The sequence below is a fragment of the Stenotrophomonas sp. LGBM10 genome (genome assembly GCF_046736075.1).
Classification (GTDB): domain Bacteria; phylum Pseudomonadota; class Gammaproteobacteria; order Xanthomonadales; family Xanthomonadaceae; genus Stenotrophomonas.
In genome coordinates this window covers 996,842-1,013,034 of record NZ_CP177163.1, presented here as the reverse complement: position 1 = coordinate 1,013,034, position 16,193 = coordinate 996,842, and the positions used below count along the sequence as shown (strand labels likewise).

Sequence of the window (16,193 nt, the reverse complement as noted above, 5' to 3'; positions counted from 1 at the left end):
GGAGGCGTCATCCGTTCAGTCGGTGTCGTGGTCGGCGGCATCACTGGGCAGGTGCGCGCGGCAGTCGCTGCGCCACGCCGTGCCGGGCAACAGCTGCCAGCGGTTGCGGTTGCTGCTGCCGATGTCGATCACCTGGGCACGGTCCACGCAGGGGCTCATTGCCTCGTCCAGCACCAGCACCCAGCGGGTCTGCGGCGCCTGCGCAAGCCACGGGCCGGCATCCTGCCACTGCTGGTCCCAGGGGCGCTTGAAGCCGAACACGGCGACCTTGCGGTCGGCCTGCAGCAGGTTCTGCTCGCGCCAGGCCACCAGGCCCAGCTCGGCGTCCGGTCCGATCCGCTGGCCAACCCGCTGCATCAGCGCCGAGGCCGAGCTGTACGGGTCCAGCGCCGGCATCAGGCCCCAGCCGTAAAGGTTCCAGAGCAGGAATGCGGTGACCACCACCAGCAGGCCGGCGCGCCGCTGGCGCAGCCACACCACCAGCCCCGCCAACACCACGCCGAAGCCGAGCAGCCAGTTGCCCAGTAGCGGCAGCAGGCTGTCGGGCATGTCGCGCCGGGCCAGCTGCGCGTGCGCCCACGGGCTGCCGCCGTGCAGGTTCACGGCGATGTACAGCGCGCCGATCGCCAGCAGCGCCACATAGGCCAGCAGCAGCCAGCGCAGCCCGGCCCGGCGCAGCAGGCCGGGCAGCAGCGGCGCGGCGGCCACGCACAGCAGCGGCAGCATCGGGAAGATGTAGACCTCGCGCTTGCCCGGGCTGGCGCTGAAGAACACCAGCACCAGCAGGCACCAGCCCAGCAGCAGCCAGTAGCGGCCGTCCAGCCGCTTCAGGCGCCGCCACCAGCCAGGCAGCAGCGCCGGCAGCAGCAGGCTGCCGGGCAGCCACAGCGTCGCCATCACCTGCAGGTAGTACCAGGCCGGCTGCACGTGGTGCCACGCATTGGCGTAGCGGGTGCCGGTCTGCTTGAACAGCAGCTCGCGCGCATAGGCGTGCAGGCTTGGGTCGGGGTCGCTCAGCAGCGCGATGCCCAGGGGCGCCAGCCACACCGCCGTGCCCAGCAGGAAGGCCGGCAACAGCCACCACAGCGTGCGTGCCGGCACGGCCGGACGGTCCAGCCCCCGGCTGCGCCAGCGCCACGCCGCCCACGGCAGCAGCACCAGCAGCGGCAGGAAGCCCACCCCCTTTGTCACCGTGCCCACGCCGGCGGCAATGCCGGCGATCCACAGTGCGGTCAGGTTGCGGCCTTCCAGCAGATGGCGCAGCAGGCCCCACATGGCCAGCGTGGTCATCGCTACCAGCACCATGTCGATCTGCGCGCGCTTGGCCATCAGCCCGAACTGCAGGCAACTGAACAAGGCGAGCACCGCCCACCAGGCAATCCGACGGTTCCACAGGCGCCGGGCAAGGTCCCAGGTCAGCCACAGGGTCAGCAGAGCCGCCAGCAGCGACGGAACCAGGAAGGCCAGGTTCCAGCCGCCGAACAGCTGGTGGCTGGCGGCCTGCATCCACATGAACACGGGTGGCTTTTCCGCATACAGCTCGTTGCCCCGGTGCGGCAGCAGCCACTGCCCCGTGTCGACCATCGCGCGGGCGGCCAGCACGAAGCGCGGCTCATCCGGCGGGGAAGGCTGGCGCAGGCCGATGCCGGCCACCAGGGCCAGCAGCATGGCCACGCAGGCCAGGGGACGCCAGAGGCGTGCCGGAAGTGAGGTGTGATGCATCCGCGGACCCTACAACAAACAGCCACTGTCTCCCCGACAGCGTGGGAAAAGCGTCGTAACCCGCCGCATTGCGACCGGATTCCGACGTGGTTCCCGCTACCATGCCGTGGTCCGTCACAACGAGTATCCCGATGCGGCTTCTGGTCATCGAAGACAACCGCCAGCTGGTTGCCAATCTATTCGATTATTTCGAATCGCGGGGACATGTTCTCGATGTCGCCCCTGACGGCGTGACCGGCCTGCACCTGGCCGTCACCCACGCCTATGACGCGCTGGTGCTGGACTGGATGCTGCCGCGCATGGAGGGGCCGGAAGTGCTGCGCCGGCTGCGTGCCGACCACGGCTCGGAAGTGCCGGTGATCATGCTCACCGCCCGCGACGAGCTGCCCGACAAGATCGCCGGGTTCCGGGCCGGTGCGGACGACTACCTGACCAAGCCGTTCGCGCTGCCCGAACTGGAGGTGCGGCTGGAAGCGCTGATGGTGCGTGCCAACGGCCGCAACCCGCGCAAGGCACTGGAAGTGGCCGACCTGCGCCTGGACCTGGCCACGCTGGAAGCGCAGCGCGACGGCAAGGCGCTGCACCTGTACCCGGCCTGCCGCAAGTTGCTGGAGGTGCTGATGCGCGCCAGCCCGGGCGCCGTGACCCGCCAGCAGCTGGAGTTCGCGCTGTGGGGCGACGAACTGCCCGACGGCGACCTGCTGCGCTCGCACATCTACGAACTGCGCCGCAGCGTCGACGGCCCGTTCCAGCAGAAGCTGATCCACACCCTGCCGCGCGTGGGCTATCGACTCGGCGTCAGCGCCGCAGGCAGCAGCGATGACATGGCGTAGCGGCCCGCGCCGACCGGCCCCGCTGCACCGGCGCATGGTGTGGTGGCTGCTGGCGTATCTGGCGCTGATCTCGCTGGCGGTGTTCAGCGTGGGCAACTACGTGCACGAGCATGCCGAGCATTCGGCGTGGCGCGCGCTGCTCAATTCCGAACTGGACAGCATCGTCAACCACATCGAGCACGAGCCGCACTACCGCTGGCAGGACTCGGACACGCTGCGCCTGTTCTACATCAACGACGCCAGCGACGCGCCGGAAAGCCTGCGCACGCTGCATCCGGGCCTGCACGACGGGGTGATGGTGGGCGGCCGGCAAAGCGCGGTGATGGTGCGCGAGACCGTGCAGCTGGGCCGCCTCGCCCTGGTGCTGGACATCAACGACTTCCACGAGCTGGAGCAGTTCGCCACGCGCTGGGTGATGCTGGCGGGGGTGGTGATGATCATCGTCACTGTGCTGATGGCGTCATTCGGTGTGGGCCGCCTGGTGCGGCCGCTCAGCTCGCTTGCCCGCCGCATCGACGAGCTGCGTCCGGGCGTGCCGGGGCAGCGCGTGGAAGTGGATCCGCGCGGCAGCTCGGAGCTGTACGTGATCGCCAATGCGCTCAACGACTACCTGGCGCGCAACGAGCAGTTCGTCGAGCGCGAACGTGTGTTCATCAGTACCGCCAGCCATGAGCTGCGCACGCCCATCGCGGTGATCACCGGCGCGGCCGAACTGGCGCTGGGCGAGCCGGACGTGCCCGATCGCGCGCGGCAGCAGATGCAACGGGTGCGGCGCACCGCGCAGGGCGTGGAGCAGCTGATCCAGCTGCTGCTGGTGCTGGCGCGTGATCCGGCACGGTTGGCGGCGCTGGGCGAACGCATCGCACTGGACCAGCTGGTGCCGGACATCATCGAAGACCACCGCCACCTGATGGGCGACAAGGACCTGCGGATCGACCTCGGCGGACTGGCCCGGGTCGATATCGTGGCGCCACTCGGCGTGGTGCAGGCGGCGATTGGCAACCTGCTGCGCAACGCCATCGAGAACAGCGGGCGCGGCACCATCCGCATCGAGGTCTCGCCGCAGGCGGTGGTGACGCTGCAGGATCCCGGCCACGGCATGAGCCCGGAAGAAATTGCCGCGGTGCACGCGCGCATGGCCCGCGGCTACCGCAACGAGCAGAGCGGGATCGGTCTGGAGCTGATTGCCCGCCTCTGCGAACACCTCGGCTGGGCGCTGCAGATCGAGCCGTGCGAACCACGCGGTACGCGGGTGATTCTCGATCTGGGCGCGTCGTTGCCGGATCGGTCGATGTCGTGATCGCCACGTACCACGCTGCGCCGCGACACGGCCCGGCGTGAAGACAATGTTAAGCTCACTACGCGCCGCTACATGCGGCGCTTTTTTTTATCCCTTCGATCGACAGAGGATGGCGACATGCCGACCGAACCCAGTACTGCCCTGATCACCAGCGACATCGTCGGCCTTGGCCTGATCGCCGCGACCCTGGCCCTGATTTTCTGGGCCGCCAGCGGCCCGACCCCGCTCCTGAAAAAAATCTTCGCCTGGGTCCCGGCGTTGCTGCTGTGCTACTTCATCCCGGCCATCTACAACACCACCGGCCTGATCGACGGCGGCAACACCGCGCTGTACAACCCGATCGCCCGTGACGTCCTGCTGCCGGCCGCGCTGGTGCTGCTGACGCTGTCGATCGACCTGAAAGGGATAATGAAGCTCGGCCCGAAACTGCTGCTGGTGTTCTGCGCCGGCACGCTTGGCATCGTGCTGGGCGCGATCGTGTCGTTCCAGACGATGTCCTGGATCCACCCCGAAACGGTGGCCGGCGATACCTGGAAGGGCATGGCCGCACTGGCCGGCAGCTGGATCGGCGGCGGCGCCAACATGGTGGCGATGCGCGAAGTGTTCGGCACCGACGCCACCACCTTCGGCCAGTTCGCGGTGGTCGACGTGGCCTGTGCCAGCCTGTGGATGGCCATCCTGCTGTTCCTGGCCAATCGCGCCAAGCAGATCGATGCCCGCAACGGTGCCGACACGCGTGCCATCGACGAGATGAAAGAACGCATCTCCGCCTATGAAGCGCAGAACGCGCGCATTCCCAGCCTGACCGACCTGATGGTGATCGTCGGCGTGGCGCTGGGCGGCGTGGGTCTGGCCCATGCGATCGCCGCGCCGCTCAGCGGCTGGTTCAAGGACAACATCAGCTGGGCCAGCCAGTTCAGCCTGGACAGCCCGTTCGTGTGGGTGGTGCTGCTGTCGACCGCGCTCGGCCTGGGCCTGAGCTTCACCCGCGCCCGCCGCCTCGAAGCGGCCGGCGCTTCGCGCCTGGGCACGGTGTTCCTGTACTTCCTGATCGCCTGCATCGGCATGCAGATGAACCTGCTGTCGCTGCTGGACCGACCGTGGCTGTTCGCCCTGGGTGTGATCTGGATGCTCACCCACATCCTGGTGCTGTGGATCGTGGCCAAGCTGGTGCGCGCGCCGCTGTTCTTCTTCGCCATCGGCTCGCAGGGCAACATCGGCGCAGCCGCATCGGCCCCGGTGGTCGCCGCCGCGTTCCATCCGTCGCTGGCACCGGTGGGCGTACTGCTCGGCACGGTGGGGTATGCGACCGGTACCGGCCTGGCCTACATGACCGGGCTGATCCTGAAATGGATGGCCGAGGGGTAAGGGACAAAACAGGTTCTTCGCTTGACGCCGGGGAAGGCTGCCCGGAGGTTACGTAAGAAAAGCGCGTCGTCCCGGTAACGGTAGGCGACGCGCTTGAAGACCTTGATCTTGTTGTGGATGCCCTGACCGGCGTCCTTCCGAGATTGCGAAGCTCTCCTGTGCATGATAGAAAGCCAACGCTGTTCGACTGGGGAGCCGACAGCAGCATGACCAATCGGTAACAGGGGGCTGTCCGACTCATTTCAATGAGTGGGTAGGCCGTGGAATGTCAGAAAGGAATCACATCATATGAAGCCTATCCTTCGGGTGGCAGGTCGGACCCTGCTGTGCGCCTTCGTGCTCCTCACCCAGCCTGTCTGGGCCGCGCAGCCTTGGGAGGAATACTCCAAGCTGATCAAATCGCGCGAGCAGATCACGGCTGAAGGGCCGCAGCTCTTCGGCGACGCCGTGAACCTGTACACGGGTGAGCTCAGTTTTGCGGTCAGCGAGGTCTCCATTCCGGGCAACAATATCTTGCCTGTGGCGCTGGGTCGGAAGTACGCGGTGCCCGGCGAGGGGATTCCCAACCTGCCGATGGGCGACTGGGACATCGATATTCCCTACCTCGGAGGTACCTTCGAGCATTACTCGGGATGGAACGTCTATACCTCCGAGCCGATGGCACGCTGCTCGTCGGCGACCAGCGTCTCATACGCAGCTCCCTATATCCCCTACGTCCACGGCATGGGGATGGTCGATTCGAGCGAGCTGTGGCATGGCAATCACCTGTTCACCTCCTCGACTGGTCAGCAGGAGATTCTCTTCCGCACGGTGGGCTCACCCGCGCCGCCCAACGACGGGCGCACGTATCCGTGGCTGACGTCGAACAACTGGATGCTCTCGTGTCTGCCCACGTTGAAGAGCGGACACGCCGGTGAAGGATTCCTCGCTCACGCGCCTGACGGGAGGAAGTACCACTTCGACTGGATGGTGGTGACGCCGGTCGAGCCCTTCGCCAAACCGAAGATCGAGCTGGGGCAGGTCGTGGACCACGTGTTCATGCGTGACCGCATCCGCCTCTATCCATCGCTGGTGGAGGACCGCAATGGCAACTGGGTGAAGTACCACTGGGCCGGGAAGCAGCTCTCACGCATCGAGGCCAGTGATGGTCGCCAGATTGATCTGGTCTGGGCATCGGGGCGGATCTCGCAGGTCAAGGCAGACGGCCGCACCTGGAGCTATACCTACAACCCGTGGGGCGTCCTGTTGCAGGTGACCCAGCCAGACGGTCGGCAGTGGACCTATGACCATGCCGGCGTTGCCGGCATCGTCTACGACCCGCGCGAGGAATCCGTCCAGGACGAACTGGGGCGCCGGCGCCGCTTCGTGCAGGATCAGAGCATTCCATGTGGATGGATGCGGGTACTGAAGGATACGCCGAGCCTGCTGCGGATGACGCACCCCACCGGCGTCACAGGCGAGTTCACGCTCGGCGCCGTCCGCAATGGCCGCACGGGCTTCATGCCGGACTGCATATTCCCCGCCATCGGACAGAATGACTTCATTCCCGATCCGCCGGGAGACACCCTCACCAGTGGTCTACCTGTGCGCTTCGACACATTGGCCCTGCGCGCCAAGCGCATCGTGGGCAGTGGCATCGATCTGACCTGGCGCTACGACTATGCGCCGGTGACGGCAGCGCAGATCTACGACTGCCGCTTTGGCGGGTGCAAGTATCACAAGACAAGCGCCATCACTGCGCCGGATCAGTCCGTCACAGTGCTGACCTACGGCACCCACCTCTATGAAGACGAGGGCAAGCTGCTGCGGACGGAGGTCCGTCAGAATGGCAGCGCCGTGCGTGTGACGGAAAGCACCTATGTCGCAAACAGTGAGATGGGATCGCAGCCGTTCCCCTACCTGATCGGCGAGAGCCCGCAACCGCGACAGGATACGTTTGCCAGCACAACCTGGCGGCCGGTCCGGGAGACGCGCATCTCCGATCCAGGGAGCGTGTACACCACAACGGTAGAGCAGTTCGATGCGTTGGCGCGGCCGGTCCGCGAACGGCAGCACAACACGCTGGGGGCCACTCAAACCACTGCGACCCTCCTGCACGATGATCGCACCCGCTGGATTCTTGGCCAGACGGCCAGTGTCACCAATGTGGATACCGGCCGCGAAGTTTCGCGCACCAGCTTTGATGCGTTGGCGCGTCCCTCGCAGACGTGGTCGTTTGGTCAGCTCACTCAGTCGCTGACCTACAACGCAGATGGCACGGTTGCGACGGTGAGCGACGGTAACGGCAACGTCACCTCACTTGAGCAGTGGAAACGCGCGGTTCCGCGTTGGATCCGTCACGCCGACGGCACCATGAAGACGGCCGCGGTCAACGATGCAGGCTGGATCACGGCTGTCTCCGATGAGAACGGCTACGTTACCCAGTACGACCATGACGTGATGGGGCGGGTGACGCGAGTGCGCTACCCGGCAGACGACAGCGTCGCGTGGAACGACACCACTCAGGCGTTCGAGTACATACAGGTCAGCGAACACGGTGTGCCGGCAGGACACTGGCGACAGACGGTGGCGACCGGCAATGCCAGGAAGATCACCTACTTCGACGGCCTGCTGCGCCCGGTAGTCACCCAGGAGTACGATGCCGCCGATCAGACCGGCACGCAGCGGCTGCAACTGTTCGCGCACGACGCGGATGGGCGCCAGACGTTCTCCTCATACCCGGTCAGCGCGTTTCCTGTTCCCTGGAAGGGTGTGTGGAAGAGCTACGATGCGCTCGGCCGGGCAACCTCCAGCGTACAGGACAGCGAGCTCGGCCTGCTGGTAAGTACCTCGCAATACCTGCCAGGTGGCCAGGTCAGGACAGTCAATCCGCGTGCGCAGGAGACGCTGACCAGCTACCAGATGTTCGGGCAGCCGACCTACGACACGCCGCTATCCATCCGATCGCCCGAAGGAGCGGTCACCGATATATCCCGCGACGTGTTTGGCAAGCCGCTGGCCATTACCCGTCGGAGCACTGACGGCAGTCAATCTGTCACGCGTCATTACGTCTACTCGCCGAATCAGCGGCTGTGCAAGACGGTGGAGCCGGAGACCGGCACCACGCTGATGGACTACGACGCGGGCGGCAACCTGGTCTGGTCTGCCGCGGGCCTGGACTATCCCAGTCTGACGGCCTGCAACGCGGAGGCCATCGTCGGCAGCGGTCGAGCGGTGTACCGTGCCTTTGACTCGCGCAATCGCCCGGTGCACCTGCGCTTCCCGGACAACAACGGCAATACGGATTGGCTGTACACGCCGGACGGGCTGCCGTCTCTCCTCACGGTGTGGAACGACGAGGGAGCGACCTCGGCATTCAGCTACTACACCTACAACAAGCGGCGTCTCCTGAGCGTCGAGACGTCTGGTCAGATGGGATGGTACGAATGGCCCATCGCGTACAGCTACAACGCCAATGGTCATCTGGCAGGCCAGGTCTGGCCCAGCGGACTGACGGTGGACTACGCTCCTGATGCCTTGGGCCAGGCCACGCGCGTGGGTGCTTTTGCCAGCGGGGTGCGCTACTACGCCAACGGCGGGATCAAGCAGTTCACCTATGGCAACGGCATCGTGCACTCGATGCAGCAGAACGAGCGCCAGTTGCCCGCACGTAGCACGGACACCGGTGTGCTCGATTTCGACACCCGCTTCGATGCGAATGGCAACGTCAGCGACATCTTCGATCTCGCGCTTGGGCCGGTCTACAACCGGCATATGTACTACGACGGTCTTGATCGACTTGTTGAGGCAGGATCCCACGGCTTTGGCGGGGATGCTTGGCACCGCTTTACCTACGACGCGCTCGACAATATGAAGAGCTGGACGCTGCGCGGCGTGAAGGATCACCACTACTGGTACGACTCCCGCAATCAGCTCACCAATGTGCGGGATGGGGCAGGCAATACCGTCATTGGGCTCACCTACGACGTCCAGGGCAACCTTCGGGCCAAGAATGGCGTCACTCACAGCTTCGATCTGGGCAACCGGCTGCGCGGGGTGGTTGGTAGCGAAACCTATCGCTATGACGCGTTGGGGCGTCGCATTCTTGCCTCCTCGCCAGCGGCGGGGAATGTGCTTTCCCACTACGCCCAAGATGGTCGCCTGGTGTTCCAGAGCGATGGGCGCAAGGGTGTCGGCCGGGAGTTCGTGCACCTTGCGGGCAGCCTGATCGCGCAGCGTGAGTACAACGCTTCAGGCGCAACCATCACGTACCTGCATACCGATGCGCTGGGAAGCCCGGTGGCAAGTACGAACCAGGCGGGGGCTGTCGTCGAGCGGACGCACTACGAGCCTTATGGCGCGCCGATCGGGAAGGTGGTGGACGGGCCGGGGTATACCGGGCACGTCATGGATGGTTCTACCGGGCTGAGCTACATGCAGCAGCGATATATGGATCCGCAGTTGGGTGTGTTCCTCTCGGTTGACCCGGTGGACTGGCAATCTAACGAGAAACACTTCAATCGATATGGCTATGCATACAATAATCCCTATGGATTCAGCGATCCTGACGGAAGAATTCCCGTAGCGCCATTTATATACGGCGCAGTCACGGGGGCAGTTGCGGATATTGCGGTCCAGAAGATAATGAATCCAGGCAAGCCGGTTGACAAAGTAGAAGTCGTCATTGCTGCTTTCGTTGGCTCCGTATCAGGAGGCGCTGGAGGGGTGGCGATTGCTGGAATAAGTTCAGGCAGTATTTCTGTCGGGCGGGCGATCGCTGTACAAACCGCTGTCAACGCGGCTGCAGGCGGTGCCGGGTCCGCTATGGAGAGTGCTATCAAGGGTGAGGCCATCACTGCGGAAGGTGTCGCCACAAGCGCCGTTGGCAATGCAGCGGGCGGGCTGGGAGGCTCAGGTATCGGCGTGGTCATGGGAGATTTTGCTGGCCCAGCAAAGCGGGGAACACTTCAAAGGTTGTGGCAGTCAAATGCCCCGGGGGCGCCAAACAGTGCCGCTGCTACCGTATCAACTGGGGCTGCTATACCTCGACAATCAGCAATCCAAGCTGCGGCGTCACAATTTGGCCAGGGTGGCGCGGGAGCAGGGGCGAGTTACGTTCAGAAGCAGCAGGAGAAAAAGTAGTGCACACATTGGTCAAGGGCATCATCGTTACGCAGCTTTTTTCAATACTGACTGGTCTTGTGTACTTCGCTATCCTTACATACCGGCGCTACCCAGACGCGCTTGGTGCTGGGTTGCGGGCATGGGGCTACTCTGCATTGATTTACCTGCTGCTTCATCTGTTTCTTGCGTTGAAGTTGTGGTGGGAGAATTCACGCGGAAGATAGTCTGTGTGTTGTGATCTGTCAGCCTGGACCGGCCACTGCCACCAGCATCGCTGCGGAGGCGGCTGGAGTTGCCGGGACCGTTGGCGCCGCTGGCCTTGCTGCCAAGGAGGTGGGTCCGTCATTGCAGGCTGCCAACAAGCCGTTCAATGCAGCCGGCCTTTCAGTTGCCGCACGAAAGCTTGAGCAGCACGCTACCCGCCCAGGTGGTACATTCGCTGCTCCAACGGGAGGTGTGGCGCAGAAGAATGAGGCCGCTGGACGGGTGGTAGAGGAGCTTCTTGAAAGCCCAGATACCGTCAAACATCCCTGAGTGGCGGAGGAGCTGAGTACCGAGGGGCGAGTGGACAGGTTCCTTGCTCATCCCCATTTTCTGCATGGCGGTTACAGCCGCAACATAGCGGGCGGGCAAGGCAAACGCTGCTGCCCGATCGGACAGCAGGTCCACACCGAGCGAACGCTTGGGGAAGGCCCGTCTCACCTTCGCCTTCAATCGGGAAAGGACGCGGATTCGAATGACGTAATGGCCGGAGGCGGCGTGCAGTCTTGTCATTGAGAATTGGACTCCAAACCGCTTCGCTACTCAATATCGGGGAACGTCGCCGTTATCACAACTGATGATTACGCCTCTTGATGAGCAGGAAGCAAAAATGTTTCGGGAGCGCTTGTCGAATCCGATGGGGCGAATTGAGTTCTTTCCAGAGCCGAATGCTTATTGCGGCTGGATGGGTGAAATAGCTGACTTCATCGACTGAAAGGGTGGGTCACTGGCTTTCGGGGTCGAGAAATATAAGGTTCTTCACCCAACGCCGGGGAAGGCAGCCCGGATCTTCAGGAAGAAAAGCGCGTCGCCCCGGTATGGGTGGGCGACGCGCTTGAAGACCTTGATTTTGTTGTGGATGACCTGACCGGCGTCCTTTCGGGCAAGCCGGAGAACATGGCTGTGGTATGCAAGATTTGTCACAAGGATCTGCACAGTGCCGACAAATGAGCAATAGAAGTGAAGCCCTTGAGAAGATCAGGGAAAACATCGCAAGAGAGGGTTGCCATGTATACGTTGTGGCTGCGAGCGATACGCCGAGATTTGCGTATTCCATAGGTGCCAGTCCACGCGCGGGCTATGAGGTGATCCTGGCGGGGGCGGCCTATTATTCGGATGCCGAGGCTGGGCGAATCATTAACGCCATAATAGAGGTGCTACCCATCAAGAGTATGGGGGGCGAAGAGATCGTATTGGATCGATTAGGCGTATTCCGGCTTGGACCAGTGGACAGCTCTTGGGTTCAGAAGTTGATGCTTGGTGCGGTTGATTTCTATGGCGATGCAAGCGCCAGACAGATATTGCCGGTTGGTACCTGCTGGACTGCCGATATTCCCGATCTTTCGCGACCGTGTGAGGAGGAAAGGTCTCCTGCCTGGGGTAACAAGCAGACAAATCACACGGCGGTGCCAATGGCTGCTGTCGCGGTTACCAACTTGGACGCGCTGCGCGGGCATCCAGTGACGGAGGCCGCTCGATGGGAAGAGGGATTGTGGGAGATGTTTGCAGGGGCTGGGCCCGATGTCTCTCCAGAAGATGTGCGGAAAGTTCCACTGCGGACATTGGTTGCGATTGACAGGTCGTTGGAGCCAGTGATGCAGCTTAGAGTGGGCGAGGCCCTTTGGCGCGATGCCGACGAGTTGGTTTGGAACGAATGGAAACGCGCATAAGAGCTCGAACTTGGAACGTCCAGCCAAGAGGGCTCACGTCGACCAATTCGCCTGGCTGCGCCTGTCCCAGTCTGTGGATGGCGATCCTGCTGTTCCTGGCCAATCGCGCCAAGCAGATCGACACCCGCAACGGTGCCGACACGCGTGCCATCGACGAGATGAAAGAGCGCATCTCCGCCTACGAGGCGCAGAACGCGCATATCCCCAGCCTGGCGGACCTGATGGTGATCGTCGGCGTGGCCTTGGGCGGCCTGGGTCTGAGCTTCACCCGTGCGCGCCGCCTGGAAACGGCCGGCGCATCCCGCCTCGGCGCGGGTCGTGGCCGCCGCGTTCCATCCGTCGCTGGCACCGGTGGGCGTGCTGCTCGGCACTGTGGGGGATGCGACCGGGGGTAAAGGTCAAAACAAGTTCTTCAGCCAACGTCGGGGAAGACTGTCCGGATCTTCAGGAAGAAAAGCGCGTCGTCCCGTTATCGGTGGGCGACGCGCTTGAAGACCTTGATTTTGTTGTGGATGCCCTGACCGGCGTCCTTTCGGGATTGTGAAGCTTTCATACACATGATAGACAGCTGCAGCTGATCGACTGGGGAGCCGACAGCAGCATGGCCAATCGGTAACAGGGGGCTGTCCGGCTCGTTTCAATGAGTGGGACAGTCGCGGAGATCCGGTGGTGGTTTCTCGGCATCAGCCTCATCCCGGAGGAAAACAGCCGCATGATTCATCACCGCACGGCCATGCCGCAACGGTGGCAGGGGCCGCAGTGCGGGAAGCTGTCGGAGATACCGTTGAGGCCGGAGTCGATCATTCTCGCGCAGGCAAGTCGCCGGGCGGATCAGCGGGGAGTGAGTCAGAGCCGGTAAAGCCGCCGCAACCCGTATAAGTCATAGGGCGCGATGGCGCTATAAGGTGGACATTTTGAATATCTCCAGAGTCATCTTGTTTGCGATTGGTCTTCTCGTGTTGCGGGTTGTTGTCAGTGCGGTGGTGGCCAGTACGGAAGGGGGCGAAGAACATCCTGCACACGTCCTCTTTAGATATTTGATTGGCTATTTTCTGGATGCGGCCGTTGTGATTGCGGTGTTCGCCAGGTTGGCACGCGTGCAAGCGCCATTGCCGTACATTCATGCTTTCTGTGTGGTTGTGCTTCAAGAGCTGCTGGGTTTTGCGATGCTGCTTGCAATTGGCGGGACCAATCCTCAGTCGCCGCTGTGGTTATTGGATTGGCTTGTCCTGGTGGTATCGGTTCTGCTGGGCACAGCATTTGGACGGCGGCGACGCGTCGGTTCCGATGATGTTTTCGGACCGGGTTTCGGCAGGTCTGACGAATCAGCAAGCTGAAAATCGTCGTGTGAGCGAGCCGCACGCTGCGGACAATCCCCATCCAGACGCCTCGCAGCCCGTCCTGCGTTGGCCTCATTGCCTGAAAATGCGGACGCCCGATGCAGTGCATCGGGCGTCTATGGCCGCTTGAAGGCGGGTGGATCGTCTGCCACAGGTGTCAACCTGTGGCAGACGGGGCAGGCGTCCGGAGCCCTTCAGCAGCAGCGACCGCCGTTCCTACCGCCGTAGCGGGCCTCCTGCCGCTCGCGGAAGAAGGTCTTGTAGTCCATTGGTTCGCGGTCCGGATGATTCTCCAGCACGTGCCGCACGTAGTTGTCGTAGTCGGGAATGCCGCAGCACAGCCGCGCGGTCTGCACCAGGCGCCGCCACAGCCGGCGGTGCGCCTGGTATTGCCCGACGGGAACGAGTTCGGTACTCATCACAGGTCCGCCATCTGGTGCGGCTGCAGCGCCACGTACGGGGTTTCCTTGTCGGTACGCACCGGCGAACGGCGCGCCTGCACGATCGTCTTGACCGCGTAGACCAGGATCGAGAACACCACGAACAGGAACAGCACGGTCAGGCCGGTGTTGACGTAGGCGTTGACCACGATCTGATTCATCTGCCCGACGGTCTTGGCCGGCGCGGTGATGGTGCCGGTGGCGATCGCATCCTGGAACTTGTGCGCCTGGGCGAGGAAGCCCTGGGCCGGGTTGCTGTCGAAGATCTTGATCAGCCCGGCGTAGGTGGTGCAGATCAGCAGCCATACCGCCGGCACGGCCGTGACCCAGGCGAAGCGGTCGCGCTTCATCTTGAACAGCACCACTGTGCCCAGCATCAACGCGATCCCCGCCAGCATCTGGTTGGAGATGCCGAACAGCGGCCACAGCGTCTGGATGCCGCCGAACGGATCGACCACGCCGGTGTAGAGCAGGTAGCCCCACAACGCCACACAGCCGCCGGTGGCGATGATGTTGGCCGTCCAGGACTCGGTCTTCTTCAGTGCGGGGATGAAGTTGCCCAGCAGGTCCTGCAGCATGAAGCGGCCCGCACGCGTACCGGCATCCACTGCGGTGAGGATGAACAGCGCCTCGAACAGGATCGCGAAGTGGTACCAGAACGCCATCATCGCGTTGCTGCCACTGGGAATGGCTTCATGCAGGATCTGCGCGATGCCCACTGCCAGCGTTGGCGCGCCACCGGCGCGGTGCAGGATGGTCGGTTCGCCGATGGCCGCCGCGGTGGCCTGCAACTGCTCCGGCGTGATCGTGAAGCCCCACGTGTTGGTGATGTAGTGCGCGGCCGATACCGCATCGGCACCGATCACGGCGGCCGGGCTGTTCATCGCGAAGTAGATGCCCGGATCGATGATCGAGGCCGCCACGAGCGCCATCACCGCCACGAACGATTCCATCAGCATGCCGCCGTAGCCGATGTAGCGCATGTGGCGTTCATTGGCGAGCAGCTTGGGCGTGGTGCCCGAGGCAATCAGCGCATGGAAGCCGGAGACCGCGCCGCAGGCGATGGTGATGAACAGGAACGGGAACATGCCGCCCTTCCAGACCGGGCCGTCGCCGCTGGCCGCGAACTGGGTCAGTGCCGGCATCTTCAGTTCAGGCATGACGATCAGGATGCCGATCGCCAGCGCCACGATGGTGCCGATCTTCAGGAAGGTGGACAGGTAGTCGCGCGGGGCCAGCAGCAGCCACACCGGCAGCACCGAGGCGACGAAGCCGTAGCCGATCAGCATCCAGGTGATCTGGATGCCGGTGAAGGTGAAGGCCGGGCCCCACACCGGATCGGCCGCGACCTTGCCGCCGTACCAGATGGCCAGCAGCAGCAGGATCAGGCCGACGATGGAAATCTCGCCGATCTTGCCCGGGCGGATGTAGCGCATGTAGATGCCCATCAGGATCGCGATGGGCATCGTGGCGATCACCGTGAACATGCCCCAGGGGCTCTCCGCCAGCGCCTTGACCACCACCATCGCCAGCACCGCCAGGATGATGATCATGATCAGGAACGCGCCGAACAGGGCGATGGTGCCGGGCACCTGGCCCATTTCCTCACGCACCAGGTCGCCCAGTGAACGGCCGTTGCGGCGGCTGGAGAGGAACAGGATCATGAAATCCTGCACCGCGCCGGCCAGCACCACACCGACCACCAGCCACAACAGACCGGGCAGGTAGCCCATCTGCGCGGCCAGCACCGGACCGACCAGGGGGCCGGCGCCGGCGATGGCGGCGAAGTGGTGGCCGAACAGCACGTGCTTGTTGGTCGGGACGTAGTCCAGGCCATCGTTGTTGATCACCGCCGGTGTCGCCCGGGTCGGGTCGAGCTGCATCACCTTGTCGGCGATGAACAGGCTGTAGAAGCGGTACGCGATGAGATAGATGGAGACCGCGGCGACCACGATCCACAAGGCATTGATGTGTTCGCCCCGGCGCAGCGCGACGGTGCCAAGACAGAATGCGCCGAGCAGCGCGAGCGCCGCCCAGCCCAGCTTGGAAAAACCTTTCATGAGTGTGCGTCTCCCTGGAGAACATCGTAAGAGTCCGCCTTGGCACCGACAGGGTCAATGCGAAGACGGGGGCGTGCCGCTAGTACTTTGGTCGTA

At 63.6% G+C, this 16,193-nt stretch carries 11 protein-coding genes and 1 pseudogene; 8 read left to right on the top strand and 4 right to left on the bottom strand.

Annotated features, from left to right (window positions below):
• Nucleotides 1–15 precede the first annotated feature (15 nt).
• A complete protein-coding gene (locus tag ACLB90_RS04330) occupies nucleotides 16–1,722 on the bottom strand; it encodes an ArnT family glycosyltransferase (protein ID WP_411851772.1) in 1,707 nt (568 codons plus the stop codon).
• Between the two features lie 131 nt (nucleotides 1,723–1,853).
• Between ACLB90_RS04330 and ACLB90_RS04325 the strand changes: the two genes are divergently transcribed.
• The 4 genes from ACLB90_RS04325 to ACLB90_RS04310 all read left to right on the top strand — a co-directional run bounded on the left by ACLB90_RS04325 (nucleotide 1,854) and on the right by ACLB90_RS04310 (nucleotide 10,344).
• A complete protein-coding gene (locus ACLB90_RS04325; RefSeq protein WP_411851771.1) occupies nucleotides 1,854–2,555 on the top strand; it encodes a response regulator transcription factor in 702 nt (233 codons plus the stop codon).
• The gene (locus ACLB90_RS04320) at nucleotides 2,542–3,855 is read left to right on the top strand and encodes a sensor histidine kinase (protein WP_411851770.1); all 1,314 of its coding nucleotides are present in this window, start codon (nucleotides 2,542–2,544) and stop codon (nucleotides 3,853–3,855) included. The genes ACLB90_RS04325 and ACLB90_RS04320 overlap by 14 nt, the downstream gene beginning before the upstream one ends.
• A gap of 117 nt (nucleotides 3,856–3,972) precedes the next feature.
• Nucleotides 3,973–5,223, top strand: a complete 1,251-nt coding sequence (locus tag ACLB90_RS04315; protein ID WP_411851769.1) for a DUF819 domain-containing protein — start codon at nucleotides 3,973–3,975, stop codon at nucleotides 5,221–5,223.
• A gap of 288 nt (nucleotides 5,224–5,511) precedes the next feature.
• Nucleotides 5,512–10,344, top strand: coding sequence for an RHS repeat domain-containing protein (locus ACLB90_RS04310; RefSeq protein WP_411851768.1), 4,833 nt, complete (start codon nucleotides 5,512–5,514; stop codon nucleotides 10,342–10,344).
• A 366-nt stretch (nucleotides 10,345–10,710) separates the two neighbouring features.
• Here ACLB90_RS04310 and ACLB90_RS04305 read toward each other — a convergent pair whose 3' ends face one another.
• On the bottom strand, nucleotides 10,711–11,100 hold the full coding sequence (locus tag ACLB90_RS04305) for a hypothetical protein (protein WP_411851767.1): 390 nt from the start codon (nucleotides 11,098–11,100) through the stop codon (nucleotides 10,711–10,713).
• Nucleotides 11,101–11,164: 64 nt separating this feature from the next.
• Here ACLB90_RS04305 and ACLB90_RS04300 point away from each other — a divergent pair, with 64 nt between their 5' ends.
• The 4 genes and pseudogenes from ACLB90_RS04300 (at nucleotide 11,165) to ACLB90_RS04285 (ending at nucleotide 13,594) form a co-directional block, all read left to right on the top strand.
• The gene (locus tag ACLB90_RS04300) at nucleotides 11,165–11,302 is read left to right on the top strand and encodes a hypothetical protein (protein WP_411851766.1); all 138 of its coding nucleotides are present in this window, start codon (nucleotides 11,165–11,167) and stop codon (nucleotides 11,300–11,302) included.
• A gap of 232 nt (nucleotides 11,303–11,534) precedes the next feature.
• On the top strand, nucleotides 11,535–12,257 hold the full coding sequence (locus ACLB90_RS04295) for a DUF4262 domain-containing protein (RefSeq protein WP_411851765.1): 723 nt from the start codon (nucleotides 11,535–11,537) through the stop codon (nucleotides 12,255–12,257).
• Between the two features lie 71 nt (nucleotides 12,258–12,328).
• Nucleotides 12,329–12,749: pseudogene (locus ACLB90_RS04290) on the top strand (DUF819 family protein); the annotation flags it as partial.
• A 413-nt stretch (nucleotides 12,750–13,162) separates the two neighbouring features.
• On the top strand, nucleotides 13,163–13,594 hold the full coding sequence (locus ACLB90_RS04285; RefSeq protein ID WP_411851764.1) for a hypothetical protein: 432 nt from the start codon (nucleotides 13,163–13,165) through the stop codon (nucleotides 13,592–13,594).
• 197 nt (nucleotides 13,595–13,791) lie between these two features.
• Here the strand turns inward: ACLB90_RS04285 and ACLB90_RS04280 are convergent, their stop codons facing one another.
• Both ACLB90_RS04280 and ACLB90_RS04275 read right to left on the bottom strand, forming a co-directional pair.
• The gene (locus tag ACLB90_RS04280) at nucleotides 13,792–14,016 is read right to left on the bottom strand and encodes a YbdD/YjiX family protein (protein ID WP_136003113.1); all 225 of its coding nucleotides are present in this window, start codon (nucleotides 14,014–14,016) and stop codon (nucleotides 13,792–13,794) included.
• Nucleotides 14,016–16,097, bottom strand: coding sequence for a carbon starvation CstA family protein (locus tag ACLB90_RS04275; RefSeq protein ID WP_153165229.1), 2,082 nt, complete (start codon nucleotides 16,095–16,097; stop codon nucleotides 14,016–14,018). Before ACLB90_RS04275 ends, ACLB90_RS04280 begins: the two co-directional genes overlap by 1 nt.
• Between the last annotated feature and the right edge of the window lie 96 nt (nucleotides 16,098–16,193).